General features: G+C 74.0%; 18 protein-coding genes and 1 pseudogene. 5 read left to right on the plus strand and 14 right to left on the minus strand.

The window, feature by feature from the left end; genetic code table 11:
- Positions 1 to 12: 12 nt before the first annotated feature.
- From ACWCPM_RS06110 to eccD, 5 genes are all read right to left on the minus strand, one after another.
- Complete coding sequence (locus ACWCPM_RS06110) at positions 13 to 483, minus strand: type VII secretion system-associated protein (protein WP_450974928.1); 471 nt, start codon at positions 481 to 483, stop codon at positions 13 to 15.
- A gap of 437 nt (positions 484 to 920) precedes the next feature.
- Positions 921 to 1,229: a WXG100 family type VII secretion target gene (locus ACWCPM_RS06115; protein ID WP_450974929.1), complete on the minus strand. Its 309-nt coding sequence runs from the start codon at positions 1,227 to 1,229 to the stop codon at positions 921 to 923.
- A gap of 88 nt (positions 1,230 to 1,317) precedes the next feature.
- Entirely contained in the window at positions 1,318 to 1,653 is a 336-nt protein-coding gene (locus ACWCPM_RS06120; protein WP_450974930.1) for a hypothetical protein, read from the minus strand.
- 475 nt (positions 1,654 to 2,128) lie between these two features.
- Complete coding sequence (gene eccB, locus ACWCPM_RS06125; protein ID WP_450974931.1) at positions 2,129 to 3,784, minus strand: type VII secretion protein EccB; 1,656 nt, start codon at positions 3,782 to 3,784, stop codon at positions 2,129 to 2,131.
- 76 nt (positions 3,785 to 3,860) lie between these two features.
- Positions 3,861 to 5,267 (minus strand): type VII secretion integral membrane protein EccD, encoded by a 1,407-nt coding sequence (gene eccD / locus ACWCPM_RS06130; protein WP_450974932.1) that lies wholly within the window; start codon positions 5,265 to 5,267, stop codon positions 3,861 to 3,863.
- A gap of 452 nt (positions 5,268 to 5,719) precedes the next feature.
- Here eccD and eccCa point away from each other — a divergent pair, with 452 nt between their 5' ends.
- The gene (eccCa, locus tag ACWCPM_RS06135; RefSeq protein ID WP_450974933.1) at positions 5,720 to 9,730 is read left to right on the plus strand and encodes a type VII secretion protein EccCa; all 4,011 of its coding nucleotides are present in this window, start codon (positions 5,720 to 5,722) and stop codon (positions 9,728 to 9,730) included.
- A 64-nt stretch (positions 9,731 to 9,794) separates the two neighbouring features.
- On the opposite strand, the gene ACWCPM_RS06140 is transcribed toward eccCa, so the two are convergent.
- The 4 genes from ACWCPM_RS06140 to ACWCPM_RS06155 form a co-directional block, all read right to left on the minus strand.
- Positions 9,795 to 11,045 (minus strand): S8 family serine peptidase, encoded by a 1,251-nt coding sequence (locus ACWCPM_RS06140; RefSeq protein WP_450974934.1) that lies wholly within the window; start codon positions 11,043 to 11,045, stop codon positions 9,795 to 9,797.
- On the minus strand, positions 11,042 to 14,353 hold the full coding sequence (locus ACWCPM_RS06145; RefSeq protein ID WP_450974935.1) for a right-handed parallel beta-helix repeat-containing protein: 3,312 nt from the start codon (positions 14,351 to 14,353) through the stop codon (positions 11,042 to 11,044). Before ACWCPM_RS06145 ends, ACWCPM_RS06140 begins: the two co-directional genes overlap by 4 nt.
- A 150-nt stretch (positions 14,354 to 14,503) precedes the next feature.
- Positions 14,504 to 15,820 (minus strand): ricin-type beta-trefoil lectin domain protein, encoded by a 1,317-nt coding sequence (locus ACWCPM_RS06150; protein ID WP_450974936.1) that lies wholly within the window; start codon positions 15,818 to 15,820, stop codon positions 14,504 to 14,506.
- Positions 15,817 to 16,554, minus strand: a complete 738-nt coding sequence (locus tag ACWCPM_RS06155; RefSeq protein WP_450974937.1) for a type VII secretion system-associated protein — start codon at positions 16,552 to 16,554, stop codon at positions 15,817 to 15,819. Before ACWCPM_RS06155 ends, ACWCPM_RS06150 begins: the two co-directional genes overlap by 4 nt.
- 1,022 nt (positions 16,555 to 17,576) lie before the next feature.
- Between ACWCPM_RS06155 and ACWCPM_RS06160 the strand changes: the two genes are divergently transcribed.
- Positions 17,577 to 18,314: a mannose-binding protein gene (locus ACWCPM_RS06160; protein WP_450974938.1), complete on the plus strand. Its 738-nt coding sequence runs from the start codon at positions 17,577 to 17,579 to the stop codon at positions 18,312 to 18,314.
- A 68-nt stretch (positions 18,315 to 18,382) separates the two neighbouring features.
- On the opposite strand, the gene ACWCPM_RS06165 is transcribed toward ACWCPM_RS06160, so the two are convergent.
- Positions 18,383 to 19,048 (minus strand): SDR family NAD(P)-dependent oxidoreductase, encoded by a 666-nt coding sequence (locus ACWCPM_RS06165; protein WP_450974939.1) that lies wholly within the window; start codon positions 19,046 to 19,048, stop codon positions 18,383 to 18,385.
- A gap of 104 nt (positions 19,049 to 19,152) precedes the next feature.
- A complete protein-coding gene (locus ACWCPM_RS06170; RefSeq protein ID WP_450974940.1) occupies positions 19,153 to 19,596 on the minus strand; it encodes a DUF6299 family protein in 444 nt (147 codons plus the stop codon).
- Positions 19,597 to 19,812: 216 nt separating this feature from the next.
- Between ACWCPM_RS06170 and ACWCPM_RS06175 the strand changes: the two are divergent.
- Positions 19,813 to 19,974 (plus strand): annotated as a pseudogene (locus tag ACWCPM_RS06175) (DUF5999 family protein); the annotation flags it as partial.
- Here the strand turns inward: ACWCPM_RS06175 and ACWCPM_RS06180 are convergent.
- Entirely contained in the window at positions 19,974 to 20,372 is a 399-nt protein-coding gene (locus ACWCPM_RS06180) for a RidA family protein (RefSeq protein ID WP_450974941.1), read from the minus strand. The pseudogene ACWCPM_RS06175 and the gene ACWCPM_RS06180 overlap by 1 nt on opposite strands.
- Entirely contained in the window at positions 20,369 to 21,631 is a 1,263-nt protein-coding gene (locus ACWCPM_RS06185; RefSeq protein ID WP_450974942.1) for an acyl-CoA dehydrogenase family protein, read from the minus strand. Before ACWCPM_RS06185 ends, ACWCPM_RS06180 begins: the two co-directional genes overlap by 4 nt.
- Positions 21,632 to 21,756: 125 nt before the next feature.
- Here ACWCPM_RS06185 and ACWCPM_RS06190 point away from each other — a divergent pair, with 125 nt between their 5' ends.
- Together ACWCPM_RS06190 and ACWCPM_RS06195 are read left to right on the plus strand one after the other, a co-directional pair.
- Positions 21,757 to 23,361 carry an AMP-binding protein gene (locus tag ACWCPM_RS06190; RefSeq protein ID WP_450974943.1) on the plus strand — a complete coding sequence of 535 codons (1,605 nt, stop codon included), beginning with the start codon at positions 21,757 to 21,759 and terminating at the stop codon, positions 23,359 to 23,361.
- A 15-nt stretch (positions 23,362 to 23,376) separates the two neighbouring features.
- Complete coding sequence (locus ACWCPM_RS06195; protein ID WP_450974944.1) at positions 23,377 to 24,189, plus strand: PaaX family transcriptional regulator; 813 nt, start codon at positions 23,377 to 23,379, stop codon at positions 24,187 to 24,189.
- Positions 24,190 to 24,208: 19 nt separating this feature from the next.
- Here the strand turns inward: ACWCPM_RS06195 and ACWCPM_RS06200 are convergent, their stop codons facing one another.
- A complete protein-coding gene (locus tag ACWCPM_RS06200) occupies positions 24,209 to 26,503 on the minus strand; it encodes a bifunctional salicylyl-CoA 5-hydroxylase/oxidoreductase (protein ID WP_450974945.1) in 2,295 nt (764 codons plus the stop codon).
- Position 26,504 lies beyond the last annotated feature (1 nt).

The following is a 26,504-nucleotide window of genomic DNA, read 5'->3' on the forward strand; positions in this document are numbered from 1 at the left end:
CTGGTCGGTTGGTCAGGACTCGTCGTCCGGCTCGCCGGTTCCGCCGGCGGTGAGGACGTCGACCTCGTCGAACGTCTGGAGCAGCGTCTGCGCGTCGATCGCGCCGAGGTTCTTGTCCTTGGTCTTGTTGGCCTCTTCGATGGTCTCGGTGAGCGCCTCCTTGAGCTCCTTGAAGAGCTCCATCTGGTCACCGAGCAGTTTGTCGATGGCCTCGGCCGCGGTACGGATGTCCTCGATCAGCTTGGGTCCCGAGACGAGGGGTTCGGTGACCATCCGGCCGATGCGCAGGAGTTGCTTGTCCTGGGCGAGGTTGTCCGGTGTGGTGTGGCCGTCGAGGAGGTGGCCGAGCGGGCGGATGTGGGAACCGTCGCCGTCCTCGCGGTGCTTCTTCGCGGCGAGGTAGACGGGCTGCACCTCGTTGTCCCGGAAGTTCTCCATCTGCTTGAGGTCGAAATGCCTGACGTCGGCCTTCTCACCGGCCATGGGACGCTCTCCTGCCGCTTGCTACCGGTCGGGGGTACGGGATACGGGGGCCCGGGGGACGCCACGGGCACGGACTCGGGCACTGGCACGGACACGGGCTCGGGCGACGGCCGGGCCGGGCACACCGGACGGGGCGGTCCGGTGACGCCCGCCGCACCTCGCCGCGTCCGGCACCTGTTCCTCACCGCGCGCCGGGACCTCGCGGGCCGCCGCCGCGAGCCGAACCGTCCTGGGCACGGGGACGCGGATGGTCCCGCGGCCTCCGCTCGCGTGTGCCGGGGGCCGCGGGCCGTGACCCACCCCGGACGGGCGGCGGGAAGGAACTCCGGCGAGACCTGGTGCCGCGTCAGTCAAGGTCTGCCCGTGAGGAGCGGCGTCCGGTGAGCTCTCTCGGCGTGCCGGGCGTCGCGACGGGGCGAACCTTGGCTGACGCGGCACTAGCGGGCCCGCACACTGCCCCAGTTGTCGGCGCTCTTGCGCTCGTCCCGGGAGTGGTTGTCGTGAATGGTCTGGATCAGCTCGCCGTTGTCGCCGAGGAGCAGGGCCATGTTCTTGGTCGCCTGGTCCCACTCCGCCTGGACCTGGCGGTAGGTCTCCTGGTCCGAGCCCTCCCAGGAGGCGACGAGCGGCTTCAGCTCGTCCTCGAGGTTGTTGAGGGTGGTGATGATCTGCTGGGTCTGGGCCATCAACTCCTCGATGGCGTTGCGGACCGCGGGGTACTGCACGTCGATGATGCCGTCGGCCATGACGTCTCCTGTCGGACGGCCGGGCGCCTGGGCCCGGGAAGCTCACGGGGATCCGGCCGCCGCGTCGGGGCCGGTGCTGCGAGGTCGGTCAGCGCAGCGCTTCGAAGACGCCCTGGCTGGTCTTGCTGTTGAGAACCTCGGTCAGGTCCTGGTTCTCCTGCGCCAGCCGGTTGGCGGAGGTCACGTTCTCCTGGAGCGCGTCGATCATCGTGCTGATCTGGACGACGACCTTCTGCGCCTCGGTGTTCCAGCTGCGGAAGAGCTTCAGCAGGGCCTGGCCCTCGTCGCCGCCGACACCCGAACGCGCCGCGATCTCACCGACGTTGTTCTGGATCTTCTCGACCTGGCCCCGGGCCGACTCCAGGGAGGAGACGCCCCCCAAGCCCTTGGCATAGTCCGCTTTCCTCGCGGCACTGTCCGCCATGTCGCGCTCCCTTCGTTCAGACTTGTCTCGTCACACCGTTGCTCGCCGAGGCTAAAGAGAACCCGGCGTTCCGCGCAACGCGCGCAGGGAAGATTTGAGCATCGGTCATCTCACTCCAGAATTGTTGTGTGGCAAGGGAGTTGTGCCGAGGTTTCACCGGTATGAACAGCGCGACGGACCAGCGGAGCGCCGCGGCACGGACCGTCCGGCGAGGCCACGTGACACGGGCGGAAAACGGGCATGCGCGGCCGGAGAACGGGTGCAAGGGTGCACCCGCTCCGGCATTGCGAGCGCTTGAGCGGGATTCCGGCGGTGTGCTCCGCGGGAAATTCTGAGCTTTATTTGAGGTTCTCCGCCACGCCCGATCCCGCACCGACTCGGCGAACTTCACCGCGCCGGCTCCGAGTTTGGCTGAATAGTTCCGCTGCTGCCGCCCTTTTCCTTTCTTCGGCGCGGTATGCGCTTCTTGCCGTGATCAGCGCGCGGTGTCCGCCTTGTCCTGGTCCGCGCTCTCGGCGCTCTCGGAGTCGCGCGCGCTTCCGGAGTTCCCGGCGCTCACCGCGCGCTCGGCCTTCTCCCCGCTCTCCCCGCTCTCGGCGCTCCCGGCGCTGCCCTCCGGCCGTTCGGCGGCACCGCACTCCGGAGCCGTGACCTTGGGCTCCGTGACGCCCGAGGCGGCGGACGGATCGAGGTCCGCGCCGGTGGGGAGGGCCGCGAGCAGCGGCGCGGGTACCGAGCCGATGTCGCCGGTCCCGTACCCGAGGGCCGCCAGCGAGTCCTTGGCGGGGACGCGGTACTTCACCCCGTTCTCCGCGACCAGGTAGGTGGTCCCGGCGTGGGCGGCGCCGCTGGCGTGCAGGGCCCTGACCAGGGCGCCGCGTCCGGGCCGCACCACCGTGGCGTCGACCGGGACGCAGGCGGGCTCCAGTGGCGCTGCCGTGCCCCGCGCCACCGCGACCGGGGCGAGCCGGGTCAGCGGCACCAGCACCGACCTGATCCGGGCGCCGCCGTCGTCGCCGTCGACCTGCGCGCAGAGCGCGGTGCCGCGCGGCGCCGACTGCGGCAGGGGCGGCGCGTCCGGCAGCACGGCGGAGCCGGCGGGAGCCGGGTCCCCCGCCCGGTGCTCGCGCAGCGCGTCCGCGCCAACCGTGCGCGCCTCGGGCGACCGCCCCTGGTAGGCGTCCTTCTGCGTGGCCGGGTCGCCCAGGACCAGGGCGGCGCCGAGCCGGGTCAGCGGCACCAGGCCGTCCTCGCGCAGCAGGTGGTAGGTGCTGCCGCCGCCGGGCACGCTGACCTCGAACAGCTGGCCGATCCGGCTGGCCTCGCCGCCGAGTTCGGGCCCTTCCTCACCGCGCCCCCGCACCGCGGGCGGCTTCAGAACGGGTCCGGGTGCGAGCGCGTCCAGGAAGGCCGCCGAGACCGGCATCGGCCGCTCGGAGCCGTAGCCGAGGGCGTTGCGGGCGTCGGACTCGCGGTCCAGCGGCAGCCTGCTGCCCCGCCACACCAGGTACTCGGTGTCGTCCGGCCCCCGCACCAGCAGGCCGCGGTCGCCGGCGATGCCGCGGGAGTCCAGGGGCGCCCCGGCGACCAGGGTGGTGGCTCCCGGCTCGTCCACCCCGGTGTCCGCGACGGCGCCGGTGGTGTCGGGCAGCGCGCCGCCCGGGCCGGTGACGCACAGGTGCCAGGCGCCGTCGTCGAGTTGGCCGGGCCCCGGCACGGTGTCGGGGGCGCCGGGTATGCCGGCCGGGGTGCCCAACGGGACGTCGCGCAGCGAGCCCGTGCCGACGTCCACGGTCTTGAGGTCGGAACCGCCGATGAGCCGCGCCGAGGCGTAGTTGCGCACCGGGTGCAGGACCCCGTCGGTGTCGGTCCACAGATAGCGGGCGCCGGTGTCACGGTTGACCACCAGGTGCTTGCCGTCGCGCCAGCTGTCGTTCCCACCGGGGCGCAGCAGACCGTAGACGGTGGCGCCCGCGCCGATCAGGACGGTGACCAGTACGCCGAAGACCACGCCGCGGGTGGTGCGCCCGAGCGGGCTCTCCGGGGCGTCCGGGTCGGCCATCAGCAGGCCCGAGCTGAGCCGGCCCATCATGAAGCTGTGGGCGTGTACCTGGTCGCGTTTGGACTGCACTGCCTCTCCTCGATCCGTTCCTTCGCCGGCGTGCGCGGCGTGCGGGGGTGCTCAACCGAGCAGCGTGCGGGTTTACTCAGCCGAACAGGCCGCGCAGCCAGCCGAAGAGCCCCGCCACCCACAGGCTGAGCGGCAGCAGCGCCACGGCGAAGCCCGTGTGCGCGATCTCCGCCGCGCGGCCCCAGTAGGGCAGCATCCGCCGGCCGGGCACCGTCCAGGCGGCGATGACCAGGGCGCCCGCGGCGCCGAGCAGTACCGCGAAGACGACGAGGCGTCCGTCGCCGTCGCTGTCGACCGCCCAGGCACGGGCGAGCAGCAGCAGCCCCCAGATGCCGGGCACGGCCAGGGTGAGCCGCTGCCAGATGTGCACCAGGCCGCGTGAGTGCAGGAGCAGGAGCAGGCTCAGCGTGAGCGCGGTCAGCACCTCGGGCAGGTCCGGGTGTTCGGCGACGACGACCAGGGCGGCCGCGGCGACGGTGCCGGTGGCCGCGAAGAGCGCGGTCACCCAGCGTCCGGCCAGTTCGGTGCGTTCGGCGACCTCGTCGCCCGCGTAGGGCTCGATGCCCTCCTGGAGCTGGCTGGCGGAGGAGGGCAGGGAGGGCATCCGCATCCCGGCCAGTTTGAAGGCGAACGGGGCGACCGCGCCGGCCGCGAGCGCGACGACCGCCGCGACCAGCGCCACCGCGGCCGGCATGTCAAGGCCCGAGTAGCCGATCAGGGCCCCGGCGATCGCGGTGGCCACGGAGACCACCGCGGTGGCCAGCAGGGCGGGCGCGCCGACCGCGGTGGCGGCCAGGGCGAGTACCGCGCCGCCGGCGCCCGCCGCGCCCGCCGCGAGCAGCCGGGCGCCCACCACCCGCGCCGCGTCCGGGCCGGTCAGGTCGCCGCCGGGCAGCACCCAGCCGGCCAGGACGAGGCAGGGCGCGACCAGCAGGCCGAGCGCGGTCGCGGAGAGACGGTCGCCGACGGCGCGGCTGGCGGTGCCCGCCCCGGCGAGCAGCAGCAGCCCCGCCACGGCCGCGCAGGCCGCGCGCAGCGAGCCGTCGCCGGTCAGTCCGGGCCGGAACACCAGCACCAGGGCGGCCACGACGGTCGCCACCGTGGTGCCCACCAGCAGGGCGCGGGCCGCCTCGGGGTGCCAGGTGTGCAGCTTGCGGCCCGCGGTGTCGGCTATCCCGTCGACCAGGTCGTCGAGCCTGGCCTCGGGCAGCGCCTGGGTGTGCGGGCGCAGATGGAGCACGTCCCCGTCGGCGAGACCGGCGCCCGCGAGGGTGGTCTCCTCGTCGAGCGGGGCGTCGCCGAGCCGCTGGAGCACCCAGCCGGCGTGGTCGAGCCCGGTCTCCTCGGCCTCCTCGCCGACGTAACGCAACAGCGTGGGCAGCAGATCGGCGACCGGCACGTCGGCGGGTACCGCCAGATCGACACTGACGCTCGGCGCACGTACGGTCAGGCGGCACAGTTCGGCCACCGCACTGTCGGTCATCAGCTGAACTCTCGTCTTCGGTGGGGGCTTTGACAGGAGGACTTCCCCGGGCGAGGGCGTGCGCGGTGTACGGAGGACTCGCGCGGCCGGGAACCGGGCGGCCGGACAAGGGAATTGTGTCCGTGTGCCCGGAAAGCACCTCTCCCGCGTGGACAGGTCGCGTTACGTGAATGCAGACTACTGCCTACGCCCGCCGGGTCGTGCTGCGGACCGGACTCGTCGTCCGGTATGCGGCCGTGTGCGGGGGGAGTTGACCGTCCCCCGCTTTCCGCTCACACCATTCATCCGGCGTTCACCGCGGCGCCCGGGGCCCGCCGAATGGGCGCGGTGCGCTCTTTCCCGCTACCGGGTGTGCCGGTATTCGGCGCAGGCCGGAAAGCCAGTGAAACCGGAGGTTTCGTTCCTTGAGTGTGGTGCTGTTTCGCCGGCCGGCCCGCAGACGCGGACCGGAGATGCCCGAAGGGCAATTGACCCTCCAGGAGCCGCCGGTCCTCGCCGAGACGGTGCCCGACACCTCGGCGATATGGACCTATTTGCCGATGGCGCTGATGTCGGTGTCGATGATGCTGATGTTCCTGCGCCCCGGCGGCGGTAACGGCGTCTTCATGTATCTGGCGATGGGCGTCATGGCGCTCTCCGCCGGTGCGATGCTGCTGGGGCAGCTGATGCGCCGCTCCAGCGAGCGCAAGCAGCGCCTGAAGGGCGAACGCCGCGACTACCTGCGCTATCTGGCGCAGACCCGCAAGCGGGTCCGGGCCACCATCACGGAGCAGCAGCGGGCGCTGGCCTGGCGCCACCCGGAACCCGCCTCGCTCCGCTCCCTGGCCCGCACCTCGCGGCTGTGGGAGCGCCGCCCGGCCGACGAGGACTTCGGTGAGGTCCGGATCGCGGTCGGCGAGCAGCAGCTCGCGCTCACCCTCAACCCGGTGTCCACCCGCCCGGTGGAGGACCTCGAACCGCTCTGCGCGCACGCCCTGCGCCGCTTCGTCCGCGCCTACTCCACCATCCCCGAGCAGCCTCTCGGCCTGTATCTGCGCTCCTCGGCGCGCATCCTGCTGCGCCCCGAGGAGACAGCCGGCGACGAGCCCGCCGGGCCGGGCGCCGCGCCGTCCGGGGACGGCGGCGAGAGCCGCCCCAGGGACCTGGAGACGGTACGGGCCCTGGTGCGCGCCATGCTGGGCCAGCTCGCGGTGTTCCACGCGCCGGAGGAGCTGTGGCTCGCGGTGTGTGTCAGCGACGAGCGTCGCCCCGGCTGGGAGTGGGTCAAGTGGCTGCCGCACGCGCTGCACCCGCACGAGGAGGACGGCGCCGGCCAGGTCCGCCGTATCACCGCCGACCTCACCGAGCTGGACGACCTGCTCGGCGCCGAGTTCGCCGAGCGTCCGGGGTTCGACCCGGACGCCCGCCCCGGACGGGACGAGCCCTACACGGTCGTCGTCCTGGACGGCGTGACCGTGCCCGAGGGACACCGCTGGGAGGGGCACGGCTACCGCAACGCCATGATCCTCGACGTCTCCGGGGCGCTGCGCTGGCGGCCCGGCCGCAACACGCTGCGGCTGACCGTCGGAGCGGACCGGGTGAGCCTGGTGCGCACCGACCGCAGCCGCAAGGAGCGCTCCGTGCCGCTCGGCCGGCCCGACCGGCTCGGCCCGCTCGGCGCGGAGTCGCTGGCCCGGCTGCTGACCGCCCGCCGGATGAGCCTGGGCACGGACATCGGGCAGCCGCTGGACTCCGACGTCGAGCTGACCACCCTGCTCGGCATCCCCGATCTGCACCGGCACGACCCGAAGGCCCTCTTCGCCCGGCAGACCGGCTCCGCCCGGCTGCGGGTGCCGATCGCGGTCGGTGTGGACGGCCGTCCGATGGAACTCGACATCAAGGAGTCCGCGCAGGGCGGCATGGGCCCGCACGGCATGCTGATCGGTGCCACCGGCTCCGGCAAGAGCGAGCTGCTGCGCACCCTCGTCCTCGGCCTCGCCCTGACCAACTCCTCCGAGACCCTCAACTTCGTGCTGGTGGACTTCAAGGGCGGCGCCACCTTCCTCGGCCTGGAGGAGCTCCCGCACACCTCCGCCGTCATCACCAACCTCGCCGACGAGGTCGCCCTGGTGGAGCGTATGCAGGACGCCCTGCACGGCGAGCTCATCCGCCGCCAGGAACTGCTGCGTGCCGCCGGCAACTACACCTCCGCCCTGGAGTACGAGCGGGCCCGCGCCGCCGGGACGGACCTCACCCCGCTGCCCAGCCTGTTCGTGGTGGTCGACGAGTTCAGCGAACTGCTCTCCGCGCACCGGGAGTTCATGGACCTGTTCGTGATGATCGGCCGCCTCGGCCGCTCCCTCGGGGTGCATCTGCTGCTGGCCTCGCAGCGCCTGGACGAGGGGCGTATGCACCAGTTGGAGAGCCACCTCTCCTACCGCATCGGACTGCGCACCTTCTCGGCCATGGAGAGCCGCGGGGTGCTCGGCGTGCCGGACGCCTACGAGCTGCCGGCCCAGCCGGGCAGCGGCTATCTGAAGTCCGGCGTGGAGGCGCTGACCCGGTTCCGCGCCGCCTACTCCTCGGGCACCTACCGGCGCCGCACCGGCGCGGTGGTGCAGGCCCGGGTGGCCAGTCAGGTGGTGCCGTGGACCAGCGGCTGGGTGGTGCCGAGGACGCTGGAGCCGTCGTCCGAGCCGGAGCCCGAGACCGAGGAGACCGGCGACGAGGAGACCCTGCTCGACGTGGCCCTCGACCGGCTGCGCGACTCGGGCCCGGCCGCCCACCAGGTGTGGCTGCCGCCGCTGGACGAGCCGTCGCCGCTGGACGTCCTGCTGCCCGGCATCGCCCCCGACCCCGAGCGCGGCCTGACCGCGGCGGGCTGGGCCGGCAACGGCAGGCTCCGGGTCCCGGTGGGTCTGGTGGACAAGCCCTTCGAGCAGCGCCGCGACCCGCTGGTCGTGGACCTGTCCGGAGCCGGCGGCCATGTCGCGATCGCGGGCGGCTCCCAGAGCGGCAAGTCCACCCTCGCCCGCACGCTGATCGCCTCACTGGCCCTGACCCACACCCCGGCCGAGATCCAGTTCTACTGCCTCGACTTCGGTGGCGGCGGCCTCTCGCAGCTCGCCGCGCTGCCCCACGTCGGCGGTGTCGCGGCGCGGCTCAACCCGGAGCGCGTGCACCGGGCCGTCGCCGAGGTGATGACACTGCTCGCCCGCCGTGAGCAGTTCTTCGTCGACCACACCGTCGACTCGATGCAGTCCTACCGCCGCCGCCGGGCCGCCGGGGAGTTCCCCGACGAGCCGTTCGGCGACGTGTTCATGGTGGTCGACGGCTGGTCCACGGTCCGCCAGGACTACGACGACCTGGTCCCGAAGTTCAACGAACTCGCCGCCCGCGGCCTGAACTACGGCATCCACCTGCTCATCACCACGACCCGCTGGGTGGAGTTGTCCGCCCAGGTCCGCGACCAGTCGGCCACCCGACTGGAGTTGCGGATGGGTGACCCGATGGACTCCGAGATCGACACCCGCAAGGCACGCTCGGTGCCGCGCAGCGGCGGTCGCGGCATCACCGCGGACAGCAAGATGCACTTCCTGGCCGGTCTGCCCCGCCTGGACGGCAGCGGCTCCCTCGACGACCTCGGCGAGGGCGTCGCCCACCTGGTCGGCGAGATCGCCGCGCACTGGTCGGGCCCGGCCGCGCCGCCGGTCCGGATGCTGCCGCACCGGCTCCCGCTCGCCGAACTCCCTGCGCCGGAGGCGACGGAGGGCGGCGGCCTGCGTCTCCCGCTCGGCATCGACCAGGACGCCCTGGAGCCGGTGTGGCACGACTTCAGCCGCACCCCGCACCTGATCGTGGTCGGTGACACCGAGAGCGGCAAGACCAACCTGCTGCGCCGCGTCGCGGAGGGCGTCACCGCTCGTTACGCCCCGAACGAGGCGAAGATCATCGTGGTGGACTACCGCCGCACGCTGGTCGACGCCGTCCCGGAGGAGTACCGCATCGGGCACGTGATCTCCCTGGACAACCTCAAGGAGACCGTCGAGGGCGCGGCCCGCGCGCTCAAGACCCGCGTCCCCGGCGCGGACATCGCCCCGGCGCGGATGCGCCGGTGCGACTGGTGGACCGGTCCGCGGCTGTTCATCCTGGTCGACGACTACGACATGGTCTCCGGCAACTCCTTCCAGAGCCCCTTCGAGCCGCTCTTCGAGCACCTGACGCTGGGCTTCGAGATGGGCCTGCACCTGGTCGTCGCCCGCAGTGCCATGGGCGCGGGCCGGGGACTCAGCGACGGGCTGATCCGCCGGATCGACGAGGCCAACAACCCGGCCGTGCTGCTGTCGTGCCCGCCCACCGAAGGCCGGCTGTTCGGCAACGCGAAGCCGCTCAACCTCCCGCCCGGCCGCGCCCTGCACATCGCCCGCCGCAAGGCACGCCTGATGCAGACGGCCCTGGCGGGGGACGGCGGGCTGGGGGACTGACGGAAGGGAAGGGGGAAAGTCCGGGCGGGGGCCACCTGAGGTGGCCCCCGCCCGGACTCTCATGTCACCGTCTCCGGGCTCGGTCCTCGGGCGCGCCCGCGGGGCGCCAGCCCCGGGTCCGGGCCCGGGGAAGCGTGAAAGCGGCCCACAGGACGGCGAGCACGGCCGCGGAGCCGACGAGGACGAACAGGGTCGCGCGGCCGGTGGCGCGGTCGGCGGCGGAGGTGTCGCGGACGGCCACCGGATCCACGGCGCGCTCCGTTCCGGCCGGCGCACCCGCCTCGCCGAGGACCGTGGTCACGGCGGCGTAGGCGTCCAGTTGGGGGATGTCGGCGGGGTAGGCGGTGGCCGTCAGCCGGCGCGCGACGGCGTCCGGCGAGTCGCCGGGGTGGGCGGCGCGGACCACCGCGGCGGCCCCCGCGGCGTAGGCGGTGGCCACCGAGGCGCCGGCGCCGAGGTAGTGGCCGTCGCCGCGCGGGCCTCCGGAGACCACTCCGGCCCCGGGGGCCGCCAGGTCGATGCCGGTGGTGGGCAGCGCGCCGTCCGGGCGCAGGCCGCCCGGCAGCATGTCGGCGACCGAGAGGACGCCGGGCTCGCCCGCCGGCCAGTAGACACGGGACGGGATCTCGTCGGTGCCGCCCCGCGACGGCGGGTCCGGAGTGGCCGCGGCGAGCACGACGGCGCCCGCGCGGCGGGCCTCGGCGACGGCGTCGGTCAGCGCCGCGTCCCGGCGTGGCAGGGCCACCGCGACCGCGATCACCCCGGCCCCTGCCTCGGTGGCGGCACGCACCGCGTCCGCGACCAGTCCGGCGTCCGCCCGGCCGCGCGGGTCGGTGCCGCGCAGGGCCAGGATCCTCGCGTTCGGGGCGACACCGGCGAGACGCGGACTGTCCGCGCCGGTTCCGGCGATCAGCCCGGCCAGGAAGGTGCCGTGCCCGACGCAGTCGTCGGCGGCCTCACCCTCGGCGGTGACCCGGCCGTCGAGTCCGGCGGCGCCGGGGTCGACACCGGTGTCGATCAGGGCGACGGTCACGTCCGTGCCGGTGCCGTGCCCGCGCAGCCGGTCCAGGTCGAGTCGCTGGCGCGACCAGTCCTGCTTCTTCGCCTGTTCCCGGGAGGCGGGGGTGCAGGTCGCCTGCTCGGCCCGGGGATCGAGCGTGGAGGGCATGCCGGGCAGTTCCTGGCCCTTCTTGCCGTCGGCCGCGAGCGGGCCCGCCGAAGGCGCCGCCTGGACCGCGGCGGCGGGCAGCAGCAGGGCGGCGGCGAGACCGGCGCCGGACAGCAGACGGGCGGCACCGAGGGCGCGCGCGCTCATCGGGGAGCCGCCTTGGGGGCGGGGGCCGGAACGTCGCCGGGAATCAGGATGCGCAGGTCGTCCAGGGTGGGCGCGGACAGCGAACCGAGCCGGCCCGCCTGGCGGGTGACCATCGCCTCGACCACCTGGCGGGCCAGGCGGGCGTTGCCGAACGAGCGGTCCCGGGGCAGCACGTCGAAGTACTCCTTGAGCAGCGGGCCGGTTCCCGGGCCGCACTCGTAGCCCATGGCCGTGGCCTGGGAGCGCACGATGGTGACCAGTTCCTCGGAGGAGTAGTCGGCGAACGCGATCCGGCGCGGGAAGCGGGAGGACAGACCCGGGTTGGAGGCGAGGAAGCGCTCCATCTCGTCGGTGTAGCCGGCGACGATGACGACGACCTCGTCGCGATGGTCCTCCATCAGCTTCAGCAGGGTGTCCACCGCCTCCTGGCCGAAGTCGGCGCCGCCGCCGCGCGGGGTGAGGGTGTACGCCTCGTCGATGAACAGGACACCGCCCCGGGCCCGTTCGAAGACCTCGCGGGTGAGCTGGGCGGTGTGGCCGATGTAGCGGCCCACCAGGTCGGCGCGGGCCGCCTCGATCAGCTGGCCCCGGTCGAGGATGCCGAGCTGGGTCAGAATCTCGCCGTAGAGGCGGGCCACGGTGGTCTTGCCGGTGCCGGGCGGGCCGGTGAAGACCAGGTGGTGGCTGAGCGAGGGCACCGGCAGCCCGGCGGCGGCGCGGTGGCGGGCGGTGGTGATGAGGTTGACCAGGTCCGCGACGTCGCGCTTCGCCTCGGCCAGGCCGATCATGTCGCCGAGGCGGGTCAGCGGGTCGTCGTGCGGGGCGGCGTCGGTGGCCTTCGCGGCGGTGGCGGAGACGTCCTCCGGCAGCAGCAGCCGCAGATCGTGCTCACCGACCTGCGACTGGGTCGCGAGCCGGACGGCCTGCCGGTCCACCATCTCCTCGAACACCCCGCGCGCGGCACGGCCGTTGCCGAAGCCCGCGTCCCGCGGCATCGCCTCGAAGTGCGCGGCCAGCGCCTTCGCGGTGCCCTCGCCCAGCTCGTACTGGTGCTGGGCGCACATGTTCTCCATGATCGCGACCAGTTCGGGCACCGAGTAGTTCTCGAACTCGACGGTCCGCGAGAAGCGGGACGCCAGGCCCGGGTTGGAGCCGAGGAAGGAGTCCATCTCGCGGGAGTAGCCGGCCGCGACGACGACCACGTCGTCGCGGTGGTCCTCCATCAGCTTCAGCAGGGTGTCCACCGCCTCGCGGCCGAAGTCGGCGCCGCCGTTGCCGCTGTCGGCGGCGAGCGTGTACGCCTCGTCGATGAACAGCACCCCGCCGAGCGCCCGCTGGAAGGTCTCGGTGGTCTTGATGGCCGTTCCGCCGACGACCTGCGCGACCAGGTCGGCGCGCGAGACCTCGACCAGGTGCCCGCTGCGCAGCGAACCCAGCTCGGCCAGGATGGAGCCGTAGAGGCGGGCGACGGTGGTCTTGCCGGTGCCGGGCGGCCCGGCGAAGATCAGGTGCCGGCTCATCGGCGGCGCGGACATGCCGAGTTGCTCACGGCGCTGGGCGAGCTGGGTCAGGTTGACCAGCGTGCGCACCTGCTGCTTGACGTTCTCCAGGCCGATCAGCGCGTTGAGGGCGCCGAGCGGACCGTCCGCGCGGTCCGGCGGGGGCGCGTCGGCCGCGCCGGAACCGGCCGGGTCGGTGTTCTCGGCGCTGCCGGTGCCCCAGGCGTCCCGCTTGCCGTTGCCGGTGCTGTTCAGGCCGTCCACCGCGAGCCGTTCGCCGGGGACGGTCTGCACCAGGCCGGCGCCCTCGTTCTCCCGGGCGAGGCAGTTCACCAGCGAGACCGGCGCGGTGGACTCCACCCGGAAGCCGTCCTGGGCACCGCCGGTGACCTCGCAGCCGCTGAGCGAGGCGAGCGCGCCCTCGCGGAGGAGGAAGCCGTGGCCCTGGGCGGCGTGCACGGTGGTGCGGTTGGCGGTCAGCTCACCGCCGGCGGCGACCACCACGCCCTCCTCACCGGATATCTCGACACGGAAGTCGCGGACGGTGACATTGCCGCCGTCCTCCACGACCAGGCCGCTGGTGGCGGTGTCGGAGACCCCGCCGCCGGCCAGGTAGAGCGTGCTGCCGGAGCCCACGCGCACGCCCGCGCCCTTCGGCCGTACGATCTCGCAGTCCTCGGCGCGGCCACGGGCGTCCTTGCCGGCCACGATGCCGTCGCCGGCGGGCTCCACCAGCCGGGCCCGGCGCAGCAGCGGGTTGGCACCGCCGCGCACGGAGACCGCGGGCGCCCCGCCGATCACCTCCAGGCGGTCCAGCTCCGGCGCCGAGTCCTCCTCAAGGAGCAGCCCGGTCTGCTCGCAGTCGCGGACCGTCAGGCCCGTCAGCGCCGGGGAGGCGGCCCCGGCGACCCGCAGCGCCGCGCCCTGCGCGCCGTCCACCCAGCAGTCCTCGAAGGTGCCGCGCGCCCGGTCGGTGACCAGCACGCCGTGTCCACGGGTGCGCGAGACACGGCAGCGGCGCAGCACCGGGTCGGTGCCCCCGGCCAGCACGAGCCCGTTCCCGGAGGCCCCGGTGACGCGTACGTCCTCCAGCGTCGTACGGCCTCCGCTGCTCAGGTGCACACCGGTGCTGGTGTCGTGCACCACCGTGCGGATCACCGTGACGGCGCTGTCCTGCTCCAGGGCGAGGGAGGGCTTGTCGGTGGAGGAGATGTCGCAGTCCTCGACGGTGCCCCGGGATTCGCCGCCCGCGAGCAGGCCGTTGCCTCGGGCGTCGCGCACCGTGCACCCGCGCATCCGGGCCTCGCCCTGCTCGGCGAGGACCAGTCCGCTGGTGCCCAGGTGCTCCAGCGTGCAGGACTCCACGGTGGTGGGCGTGGTCGAGGTGACCACGATGCCGGCGCCCTGCGGGTTGCTCACCCGGCAGTCCCGCAGGGCGAGGGAACCGGTGCCCCCGGCCAGCATCGCCGTCCACGCGGCGCCGACGACCTCGCAGCCGTCGAACGCGGCCTGACCGCGCCGCACGTCCACGGCGGGCAGTTCGGCGTCGCCGCCGCGCAGGGTCAGTTCGGAGAGCATCACGGCGTCGGCGCGCAGGGCGAGCACGCTGCCCGAGCGCGGCCGGATCTCGACCGTGCCCCGCCCTTCGGCGGCGGTGAGGGTGACCCTGGTGTGGATCACCAGGTTCTCCGCGTACGTCCCGGGCCGCACGCTGATGAGCGCGCCGGTGCGGGCGGCCGCGAGTGCCTCACCGATCGTCCGGTAGCGGTCCCGGTCCCCGGGACCGACCGTGAGTACCTGGCGCGACACGCACCAACCTCCTAGCTAGGGCGGCGTCTTCAACGGGCGCGCCCCCGGTCGCCCGGGGGCCGGTGTCGGCGGGCCGACGGTGCCCATCATGCCCCGCCCTCGGGGCGGGCGGTTGCCGGGAGCGGTGCTTCCGGCCTGCGGGCGTCCTGGTCAGACGCTCCACTTCTGGTTGTCGGTGCCGCCGCAGCTCCACAGTTGCAGCCAGGCGCCGTTGCCCCGGTTGTTGTCCACGATGTCGACGCACTTGCCGACGACGGTGTTGACCAGGTCGTGGCTGCCGTTCAGGACGAACTTCTGGGCGGCGTTGCCGTTGCACCAGGCGAGCTGGATGGGCGTGCCGTTGTTGAAGTTCGCGTTGGCCACGTCCAGGCACTTGTCCTTGATGCGGACGGTGCCGTCGGAGGCGAACCGCAGCTTCTGGGCGCTGCTGTTGTTGCAGTCCCAGACCCACAGCCGCTTGCCGTCGACGAAGTCGCTGCCGGGCACGTCGATGCAGCGGCCCGAGAGGTGGCTGCGCACGGAGACCGGGGCGCTGAACGTCACGCCCGAAGGGGCGCCGGCGGCGGGCTTGCCGCTGCCACTCCCGCTCCCACTCCCGCTGTCGCTGTCGCTGTCGCCGTCGGAGGATTTGTCGCCGCTCGATTTCGCGGGCTGGTCGTTCTGGCCCGTGTCGCCCCTCGGGCTCTCGTCGCGGGTGGTGTCCTGTTTCGAGGTGCCCTTGCCCGGGTTATCGCCCGGGGCGCCGGACGGGTCCTGTGCCGAGGTGCCCGCCGGGGCGTTCCCCGCGGGCCTGCCCGGCTCGGCGGAGTCCTTCCCGCCGTCGCCCGGGGACCCGCCCTCGGGCTTGGTCACGACGAAGTCGCCCGGTGCCTCCTGGGAGCCGCCGCCGAGCACGGTTCCCCCGGTGGACGCCGCCCTGGTGCCCTTGTCGTCGTTGCCGACGAGTACCAGGAACGGCACCGACACGAGCAGCGCGCCCGCGACGGCTGCCCCGGCCAGCGCCGCCTTGCCCGGCCGCCCGACAGGACCGGCCTGCTGCTGCGGCCGGTCGATGGCGGTGGCGGTCATGGTCCGTACGAGTGCGGGGAGCCGGCTCTTGGCCGCCGCGGCGGCACCGGGCTCGGCCTCGGGGTCGGCACCGGGCTCGGGGTCGGTACCGGGCTCGGCCTCGGGGTCGGCCTGTGACCGACCGCTGCCGGAGGCCGTCCCGCTCTCGTGGCCGGCCTCGGGGCCGCTCCGGGTGTCGGGTTCGCCGCCGGGGCCGCTCCCGGCGTCGGGTTCGGTGGCGGTACGGCCCTCGGGGGCCGTCTCCTCCGCCTCCTCCGTATCGGCGGCGCGGGTGCCGGCCTCGGCCCCCGTCTTCGCCTTCGCGGGCGTGGACGTGGGCTCCGGTGCGACGGTGGTGGCCACGGCGGTCGTGGCCGTCTCCTCGCCGTCGGAGCCGGACTGCTGGACCGAACGCGTCACGAGGTCCTCCCTGTGATGTGGGGCCAGGGTTCGGTGGAGCTGGGGGTGCGGTCCGCCGCGCCGGAGTCCGGCTCCGGGACGGGACCGAGGAGACTGTCCGCCGGGACGATCAGGGGAGCCGCGGCTCCGGCGTTGACCATCAGCAAGGTGCCCGAACCCCGCAATGAACGGGCCAACTCCCTCGCGGGGACGGTGTCATGACGAAGTGCCGCAGACATGAACTCGTGGGCCGGAGAGGTGAACAACAGCACCACCGGCGCCCCGTCCCGCCCGGCTGCCGTGAGCGGCCCGCCGTCCGGTCCGCACACCACCGTGATGTCCGCCTCCGCGAGCGCCGTGAGCGCCTCGTCCACCGAGCCGTAGCCGGTGGCGGCCCGCTGGGCCGCCGCGTCCACCGGGTCGGTGGGGTCCGGCCAGCCGAGCACCCGGGCCGAGGGCCGGTATGCCGGGTTGGCACGGTAATCCCCCACGCCCCCGGTCTCGTCCGACTGCCACTCCCCCACAACCGCCCACTGCGGCGGCGTGCGCTCCTGCGTCCACTCCGGGTCCACCATCCCGATCCAGTGCCCCGGTGCCCGGCGGGCGGCGGCCCGCACGGCCTCGGGTATCTCCGGGGGGTCGGTGGGCTCGGGGGCGTCGGGGCCGGGTGGCCCGGGGGCGTCGGCCTGACCGGAACCGTCGGACACCAGGGGCAGGGCAAGGTGCCCGCCCTCCTGCCGTTGTCCGGACCGCATCTCCACCTGAACTCTTGGGTCAGTACGAATACTTGAGTGCCGAACGACCTGCGGCGCAGGTCGACACTGATCAGATCGGGGAGCCAACAGGATGCCACACGGGCCTCGTCCGCAACGGATCGGGCGGGGTCCTCATCGGGCCTCCGGGTGCCCGATCGCCGCCCGGCCGGGGGACTTTCCGGGAGCAGGGCGGTGCGAGAGGACAAAACGACGGGAGAGTCGGGGCGGGCGGGACGGTCGATCGCTCGCGGTACGGGCTAAGTTGGGCCGCACGGGAGCCCTCGCAGCGCGCGAAGGCGTCGGACCGTCCTGCGGCCGCCACCGCGGCGGATCCCGGACACCTCGGCGATCGAGGCCGACCGGGCCGAACCGGTCCGCCTCGGCGCGGCACTCGCCCGACGCCCGCCGGGAAGTCCGGCGTTCGCCGGGCGAAGCGCTGCGCGGGTCCCACCCACCACCGACAGCTCCGCCACCGAGGAGGAGTCCGCATGTCCCCCCAGCACCAGCCCCCCGGCGCGAACGCGGAGGCGGCCGCCGCCCGCGCAGGGGAGGCCGGCTTATCGCCCACGCCGTCCGGCCCGGACGAGGAACCGCAGCCCTTGACGGGGCCCGCGACCCCGCCCCCGGCAGAGGAACCCGACACCGCGGGGACCGACACGGCTTCGTCACGGGCCGGGGAGCCCGTCGCCGCCCCGACCCCGTCCCCGTCCCCGTCCCCGGCACAGGCGACCGAGCCCGCCGTGTCCCCGTCGCCGTCGCCGTCGTCGTCGTCCGAGGAGACCCGGACGGCCCCGACTCCGGCGGGCGAACCCACCACGCCTCCGTCCCCGGCAGATGGGACCGCCCCCGCCCCCGCCTCGGGGCCGGCCGGGGAAACCACCCCCACCCCAACCGGGGAACCCGCGGCACCCTCTACCGGTGAACCCGCGGCACCCCCTGCCGGGAAAACCACCGCACCCCCGGTCGGGGAACCCGTCGCGCCGCCCGGTGCCGACGCCGAGGCGGCCGACGAAGGCGTCGCCGTGGCCGCCGCCGTCGGGACCGTGCCGCCCGCGGTCAGGACGGAGACCGCCGTCGGCCGTGGACGCCCCAGGAAGCCGATCCTGGCGGGCGCCGCGATAGCCGGCGCGGTCCTCGTCGCCGTACCGCTGCTGCTGGCCGGCAGCGGGCGGGACGACCCCCGCGGATCCGCCGGGGGGCTCGCCGCGGGCGCCGACACGGTCCTGAACCAGGACTCCTCCCCCGCCGCCCTGGACGACTACGTGGCCGAGAAGCCCAGTCCGTCACCGGAGAAGGAGGAACCGAAGAAGAGCGGCCCCCCGAAGGCCGCCGCTCCCGTGCCCGCCGCCCCCGCGCCCGAGCCCAGCCCGAGCGACCCGCCCGAGGCGAAGCCCGAGCCGAAGCCGAAACCCAAGCCCACGGCGAGCCCGAAGCCGAACTGGAGCACCGAGACCGTCCACGCGGTCAGCGTCCTGGAGGTCAACCAGGCCTGGACCACCAACCGCATCCGCATGGTCATGCAGACCGACGGCAATCTCGTCGTCTACAACGAGGACGACAAGCCGCTCTGGGCGTCCATGACCTTCGGCGGCAACCACCGCGCGATCTTCCAGCAGGACGGGAACCTCGTCATCCACAACGGCGACGACCGTCCCATCTGGGCCTCCCGGAGCCACGGCAACGACGGCGCCCGGCTGGTCCTCCGTGCCGACGCGAAGGTGGTCATCGTGCACGACGGCAGGGTCGTCTGGTCGACCTGACACGGAGCGCCGGGCGGGGCCGTGGCCGCGCCCGGCGGTCCTGTCCAAAAGACCGTCCTGCGGGGGCGTCAGGCGTCCAGGTCGTCGGCGAAGTGGCGGTAGCCGTGCCGGTCCGTATGCATGCCCCACAGCGTGTTCGCGAGCACCGCCGGGTCCTTGCGCCGGTGGCCGGCGACGATCGCGCCGGGGATGACCAACTGCCCGACGTGGATCCCCTCGGCCGCGAGCGTGTCGTGCAGCAGACGGCCGTACGCGCTCTCGGCGGCGAAGGCGATCGAGGTACCCGCCCGGTCGGGGTGCGGGACCACCGCGGTGCCGCCGTTGACGAGCAGGACGGTGCCGCGCCCCAGAGCGCGCATGCCGGGCAGGACCTGGCGGACGGCCGTCACCGGGCCGTGGACGGAGAACTCGAGCGGGCCGAGCAGGTCCGCGGGGGTGGTCTCCAGGACCGGCCGCATGAAGTCGGGGTGCGGGATCGGGCTGTACTGCAGGATCTCGACCGTGCCGAGCGTCGTGCCCGCGGCGTCCAGTGCCGCCCGCAGTGCCTCGACGTCGCGCACGTCGGCGGCGAAGCCACGCGCGACGATCCCCTCGTCGGACAGGTCGGCGGCGAGCGCGTCGAGCCGGTGCCGACCGCGGGCGAGGAGTGCGACGGAATGACCCTCGCGGCCGAACCTGCGGGCGACGGCGGCCCCGAGACCGGGTCCCGCTCCGATGATGGCGATGGTCGTCACGGTGTGTTCCCCCCTCCAGGGTGGTGTCGGGTACTGCCCCGGACGTCGGCCGAGGCCGCCGCGCCTGCCGCCGGGCGTCCGGAGGCAGGCGCGGCGGCAGGCGGTCAGCCCTCGGCCAGCATGACGCCCTGCTGCTGCGCCGCGGCGTGGAAGTGGGGCAGCGGCAGGCCACCCTGCAGACGCAGCTCCATGAGCGTGGCCTCGACCTGGGCCGTGCCCTTCTCCAGCACGTGGTCGCGCGGCTTGCCGGTGTTCGCCCAGCGGTGCTCCTTGCCGTCGCACTCGGCACGGGAGCCGCCGATGCCGTACCGGACCGCGGGGTCCGCCTGGGTGATCGAGGAGCTGATGAAGACCGGTCCGCTGCTGCTCGCGCAGCGGTAGGTGCCGGTGAGGGTGATCGAGCCGTCGGGGCCGATCCGGCCCGCGGAGTCAACGGTGATCGAGTCCGTCGAATCCTTGGTGCCGGCCGCCGCCGACGTCGCGGGGACGGCGGCGAGCAGGGCCAGCGCGACGATGGCGACCGCGCCGAGCGCGGGGCGCTTGGACATGGGTGGACCTCCTGAGGTGGGGCTCCCACTCGTACCCGCCGCCCGCCTCCGGGGGCGTGACCGTCACTCCTTCGGTGGCGAGTCCGCCCGGCCGTGCGGGAACCGTCCGGGTGTTGTCCCCGTCTTGTCACACCTCTCGGCGGTCCGTTCCCCCGCGTTCACGGCGGGGGGATGGTGTGCGCAGGACGGATGGTCCTGCGACCGTGGAGGTGCGCCATGTGTTCCCACCAGCCCTCGTGCTCCCGGCCCGACGCCCGCGCCCCGCATGTCGTCGCCGCCCACCCCGAGCAGGGATGGAGCCTGCTGTGCAGCGGCGCGATCGTCTTCGACGACACCGGTGCGCTGCTGCCCGACGGGCGGGTGGTCGCGCCGTGGCGTCAGGGCAGCACGGCGAACCCGTCGAGCTCCACCGTCGCCGCCTCGTCCCACAGCCTGACGACCTCGACGACCGCCATCGCGGGGTAGTTCCGTCCCGCCAGGCTCCGCCAGACACGGCCGAGTTCGGGGGCGTGGGCGCGGTAGGCGGCGACGTCCGTGGCGTAGACGGTGACACGGGCGAGGTCGGCCGGGGTGCCGCCGGCGGCGCGCAGGGCGGTCAGCAGATTGCCGAGCGCCCGCTCGAACTGTTCGGGCAGGGTGTCGCCGGTGACCTTGCCGTCGCTGTCGAGGGCGGTCTGGCCGGCCAGGAAGACCAGCCGGGAGCCGGTGGCGACGACGGCGTGCGAGAAGCCGGTGGGCGGGGAGAGGTCGGGCGGGTCGATGCGCTCGGCGGTCACGGTCGGGCCTCCTGGGTGGCGTACAACTCCTTGGCGATGATGCCGCGTTGGACTTCGCTGGCCCCTTCGTAGACACGCGGGGCACGCACCTCGCGGTAGAGGTGTTCGAGCAGGTGGCCGCGGCGCAGCGCCCGCGCGCCGTGCAACTGGACCGCCGCGTCGACGACGTACTGCGCCGTCTCGGTGGCGAGCAGTTTCGCCATCGCGGCCCGCTTCGGGACATCGCCCGCGCCCTCGTCGTACGCGGTCGCCGCCGCGTACACCATCAGGCGGGCCGCCTCCGTGCGCAGGGCCATCTCGGCGACCTGGTGGGCCACGGTCTGCAGGTCCTTCAGCTTGCCGCCGAACGCGTCCCGCCGGGCGGTGTGCGCGAGGCTCGCGTCGAGTGCGGCCTGGGCCATCCCGACGGCGAAGGCGCCGACGCTGGGGCGGAACAGGTTCAGGGTGCCCATGGCGACCCGGAAGCCCCGGTCGGTCTCGCCGAGCACGTCGTCGGCGGTGACGGGCACGGCGTCGAAGCGGAGGGCGCCGATGGGGTGCGGGGAGAGCATGTCGAGGCCGGTGCCGGTGAGGCCGGGCCGGTCGGCCGGCACCAGGAAGGCGGTGACTCCGCGGGCGCCCGCGTCCGGGGTGGTCCGCGCGAAGACGGTGTAGAAGTCGGCCTCGGGGGCGTTGGAGATCCAGCACTTCTCGCCGGTGAGCCGCCAGCGCCGGGGGCCGTCGGCCCGCGCGGACAGCCCGTCGGTGGCCGCGCCGCCCGACTCACCACCCGACTCACCGCCCGACTCTCCACCCGACTCCGCGCCCGACTCCGCGCCCGACTCTCCACCCGACAAGGCGCCCGGATCGCCACCCGGCTCGGCCCGCAGGGACAGGGCCGCCGCGTCCGACCCCGCGCCCGGCTCGCTCAGGGCGAACGCCGCGACCAGGCTGCCCTCGCGCACACCGGGCAGCCAGCGCTCGCGCTGGGCCGGTGAGCCGTGGGCGTGCACCGGATGGGCGCCCAGGCCCTGGAGGGCGAGGGCGGTCTCGGCCTCGGTGCAGGCGTAGGCGAGGGACTCGCGCATCAGGCAGAGGTCGAGCGCACCGGAGGTGAACAGCCGGTCCAGGAGGCCGAGTCGGCCGAGTTCGGTGACGAGGGGGCGGTTGACGCGGCCGGGTTCGCCCTTCTCTGCCAGCGGGCGCAGCCGTTCGGCGGCGAGGGTGCGCAGTGCGGCACAGCGCGCCACCTGGTCCGGTTCGAGTGAGAATGCGGGCACTGCCGGTCCTCCCTCCGGAGCGGTCTCCCCCGACCGTATCGCGCCCCGTTGACTGCCGTCACCAACGCGATACGCTCCTTGTGCGAGCCCACCACGACGCCCACCAGGCAAGGGGGCGAACCGCCATGGACGACCGTCCGACCCGTTCCGGCCACGTCGACAGCTTCGCCCGCGACCGTCTGCCGCCCCGCGAGCAGTGGCCCGAGCTCTGCTTCGACCTGCCGGAGCTGCACTACCCCGAACGGCTGAACTGCGCCGCCGACCTCCTCGACGGCCCGCCCGACGACCGCCCCGTGTTCCGCACCCCGCAGGGCCCGGCCTGGACCTACGGCGAGCTGCGCGCCCGCGTCGACCGGCTCGCGCACGTCCTCACCGACGGCCTCGGCGTCGTCCCCGGCAACCGTGTCCTGCTGCGCGGACCGACCACGCCGTGGCTGGCGGCCTGCTGGCTGGCGGTGCTGAAGGCGGGCGCGGTCGCCGTGACCGTGCTGGCCCAGCAGCGCCCGCACGAGCTGCGGACGATCTGCGAGATCGCCCGCGTGCGGCACGCGCTGTGCGACGTCCGGGCCGTCGACGACCTCGCCAAGGCGGAGGCCCCGGGCCTGCGGATCACGACGTTCGGCGGTGACGCGCCCGACGACCTCCTCCACCTCCCGGCGCCCGCCACCCCGTACCCGGCCGTGGACACCGCCGCGGACGACGTGGCGCTGATCGCGTTCACCTCCGGCACCACCGGACGCCCGAAGGGGTGCATGCACTTCCACCGGGACGTGCTGGCGATCGCGGACACCTTCTCGCGGCATGTGCTGCGGCCGCGCGGCGACGACGTCTTCGCGGGCAGTCCCCCGCTCGGCTTCACCTTCGGGCTCGGCGGTCTGGTCGTCTTCCCGCTGCGGGCCGGCGCGAGCGCCCTGCTGCTCGAACAGGCGGGCCCGAAGCAGTTGTTGCCGGCGATCGCCGAGCACCGGGTGTCCGTGCTGTTCACCGCGCCGACGGCCTACCGGGCGATGCTCGGCGAGCTGGACGGGCACGATCTGACGTCCCTGCGGCGTTGTGTCTCGGCCGGTGAGAACCTGCCGGCGGCCACCTGGCGGGCCTGGCACGAGCGGACCGGGGTACGGGTCATCAACGGCATCGGCGCCACCGAACTGCTGCACATCTTCATCTCGGCGGCGGACGAACACATCAGACCCGGGTCCACCGGTGTGCCGGTGCCCGGGTGGCAGGCACGCGTGGTCGACGCCGAGGGGCGCGAACTGCCGGACGGCGAGCCGGGACTGCTGGCGGTGCGCGGCCCGGTCGGCTGCCGCTACCTCGCCGACCCACGGCAGCGGGAGTACGTGCGCGACGGCTGGAACATCACCGGCGACACCTACGTCCGTGAGCCCGACGGCTACTTCCGCTACGTCGCCCGCGCCGACGACATGATCATCTCGGCCGGGTACAACATCGCCGGGCCCGAGGTCGAGGACGCGTTGCTGCGCCATCCGGACGTGGTGGAGGCGGCGGTCGTCGGCCGGCCCGACGAGGCGCGCGGCATGGCGGTGGTGGCGTACGCCGTCCTGGTGGAGGGCACCGAGCGGGACGCGGAAGCGCTGCGCGCCTTCGTCAAGTCCGAGCTGGCACCGTACAAATGCCCCCGTGAGATCGTCTTCCTGGACGCCCTCCCGCGCACCGCGACCGGAAAGCTCCAGCGGTTCCGGCTGCGCAGCGGAGGCGACCGGCGGTGACCCGCACGACCTAAGATGATCAACGTGTCCGACCAGCACGCTCCCCGTTCCCTCATCGTCACGCTCTACGGCGCGTACGGCCGCTTCATGCCCGGCCCGGTGCCGGTCGCCGAACTGATCCGGCTGCTGTCCGCGGTCGGTGTGGACGCGCCCTCGGTGCGCTCGTCGGTGTCGCGCCTCAAGCGCCGCGGCCTGCTCGTCCCGGCCCGCACCGCACAGGGCGCGGCCGGGTACGAACTCTCTCCGGACGCGAGGCAGTTGCTCGACGACGGGGACCGGCGCATCTACGGATACGCGCCGCTCGAGGACGAGGGCTGGGTGCTCGCGGTGTTCTCCGTGCCGGAGTCGGAGCGGCAGAAACGGCATGTGCTGCGCTCCCGTCTGGCCGGGCTCGGCTTCGGCACGGCCGCGCCCGGCGTGTGGATCGCCCCGGCCGGACTCCACGAGGAGACCCGGCACACCTTGCGACGGCTGCGCCTGGACCCCTACGTCGACCTCTTCCGCGGCCGGCACCTCGGCTTCGCGCCGACCGCCGAGGCGGTCGCCCGCTGGTGGGACCTGGGGGCGATCGCCCAGGAGCACGAGGCGTTCCTCGACCGGCACGCGCGCGTGCTGCGCGCCTGGGAGCGGCGTACGGACACCCCGCCCGAGGACGCCTACCGGGACTACGTGCTGGCCCTGGACTCCTGGCGCCATCTGCCGTACACGGACCCCGGACTGCCGGCGGCGCTGCTGCCCGGGAACTGGCCGGGTGCGCGGTCGGCCGCGGTGTTCCGGGGACTGCACGAGCGGCTGAGGGACGCGGGCGCGGTCTTCGCCGGCCTCTGAGCGGCGCGCGCCCCGGGCTTCACCCGCTCAGCGTCAGCCGGGGTCTGGGGGCGTCGGTGCGGCCGGCGCGCGGAGGGCGGCTGCCCGCCCGGTACGGGGCCGGCCAGACGACGCCCGGACCGTCGTACCCCTGCTCGGCGGCGGCGTGCAGCGTCCAGTGCGGGTCGTACAGATGCGGGCGGCCCAGCGCGCACAGATCCGTACGGCCTGCCAGGATCAGGGAGTTGACGTCGTCCCAGGAGGAGATCGCACCGACCGCGATCACCGGGACGCCCGCCTCGTGCCGGATCCGGTCCGCGTACGGCGTCTGGTACGACCGCCCGAACTCCGGCCGCTCCTCGGCCACCACCTGCCCGGTCGACACATCGATCGCGTCGGCGCCGTGCGCGGCGAAGGCGCGGGCGACGGCGACGGCCTCCTCGGGCGTGGTGCCGCCCTCGGCCCAGTCGGTGGCCGAGATCCGCACGGTCATCGGCCGCTCCTCCGGCCACACGGCCCGTACGGCGTCGAACACCTCCAGCGGGAAGCGCAGCCGGCGCGCGAGCGAGCCGCCGTAGGCGTCGGTGCGCCGGTTGGTGAGCGGCGAGAGGAAGCCGGAAAGCAGATAGCCGTGGGCGCAGTGCAGTTCGAGCAGATCGAAGCCGGCCCGCGCGGCCCGCCAGGCGGCGGCGGTGAACTGCTCCCTTATGTCGGTGAGCTGGGCACGGGACAGCTCGCGCGGCAGCTGGCTGCCGGGCTTGTACGGCAGCGGAGAGGCGGCCACCAGCGGCCAGTTGCCCTCGGGCAGCGGCTCGTCCATGCCCTCCCACATCAGCCGGGTCGAGCCCTTGCGCCCGCTGTGGCCGAGTTGCACACCGATACCCGTGCCCGGTGCCTGGCGGTGCACGAAGTCGGTGATCCGCCGCCACGCCTCGGCCTGCTTGCCGGTGTACAGACCGGCGCAGCCGGGGGTGATCCGGCCCTCGGCGCTGACGCACACCATCTCGGTCATCACCAGCCCGGCGCCGCCCAGCGCGCGGGCGCCGAGATGGACGAGGTGGAAGTCGCCCGGGACGCCGTCGACTGCCGAGTACATGTCCATCGGCGAGACGACGACCCGGTTGCGCAGCGTCAGACCGCGCAGCCGGAACGGGGTGAACATGGGGGGTGTGCCGGGCGGGCAGCCGAACTCGCGCTCCACGGCCTCGGTGAAGCGCGCGTCGCGCAGCCGGAGGTTGTCGTGGGTGACGCGGCGGCTGCGGGTGAGCAGGTTGAAGGCGAACTGCCGTGGTCGCCCGCCGAGTTGGGACGCGAGGTTCTCGAACCACTCCAGGCTGGCCCCCGCGGCGCGCTGGGTGGAGGCGACGACGGGCCTGCGCTCCTCCTCGTAGGCGGCCAGTGCCTCGGCCAGCGTGGGGCGTTCCTCCAGGCAGGCCGCGAGGGCGAGGGCGTCCTCGACGGCGAGCTTGGTGCCGGAGCCGATGGAGAAGTGGGCGGTGTGCGCGGCGTCGCCGAGCAGGACGACGTTGCCGTGGGACCAGCGGTCGTTGACGACCGTGCGGAACGTGGTCCAGGACGGGTTGTTGGACCGCAGCGGGCGCCCGCCGAGCGCGTCCGAGAAGATCTTGGCGCAGCGTTCGATCGACTCCTGCTCGCCGAGTTCGTCGAAACCGGCCGCGAGCCAGACCTCCTCGCGCATCTCGACGATCACGGTGGAGGCGCCGGGGCCGTAGGGGTAGCCGTGCAGTTGCATCACGCCGTGCTCGGTCTCGGCGATCTCGAAGCGGAAGGCGTCGAAGGCGAAGTCGGCGGCGAGCCAGATGTACCGGCAGCGGTGCGGGGTGATGTGCGGCCCGAACACGTCGGCGTGCGCCTCGCGGGTGGCGCTGTGCACCCCGTCGGCGGCGACGACGAGGTCGTACGAGGACGCGAGCGAGGCCGTTGCCGGAGCCTCGGTGCGGAAGCGGAGCTCGACGCCGAGCTCGCGGCAGCGGTCGTGCAGGATCTCCAGGAGCTCCCTGCGGCCGAGGGCGGCGAAGCCGTGCCCGGAGGACGTGTGGTGCTCTCCCCGGTGGACGATGTCGATGTCGTCCCAGCGGACGAAGTGCCGCTGCAGGGCGTCGTACACGACGGGGTCGGCGTGCTGGATGCCGCCGAGGGTCTCGTCGGAGAGGACCACGCCGAAGCCGAAGGTGTCCTCGGGGGCGTTGCGTTCCCAGAGTGTGATCTCGCGGGCGGGGTCGAGGCGTTTCAGCAGGGCGGCGGCGTACAGGCCGCCGGGGCCGCCGCCGACGATCGCGATGCGCGCGGTTCCCCGCGCCCCTGAGCCGGGCATG

It is taken from the genome of Streptomyces sp. NPDC002309, assembly GCF_053593375.1.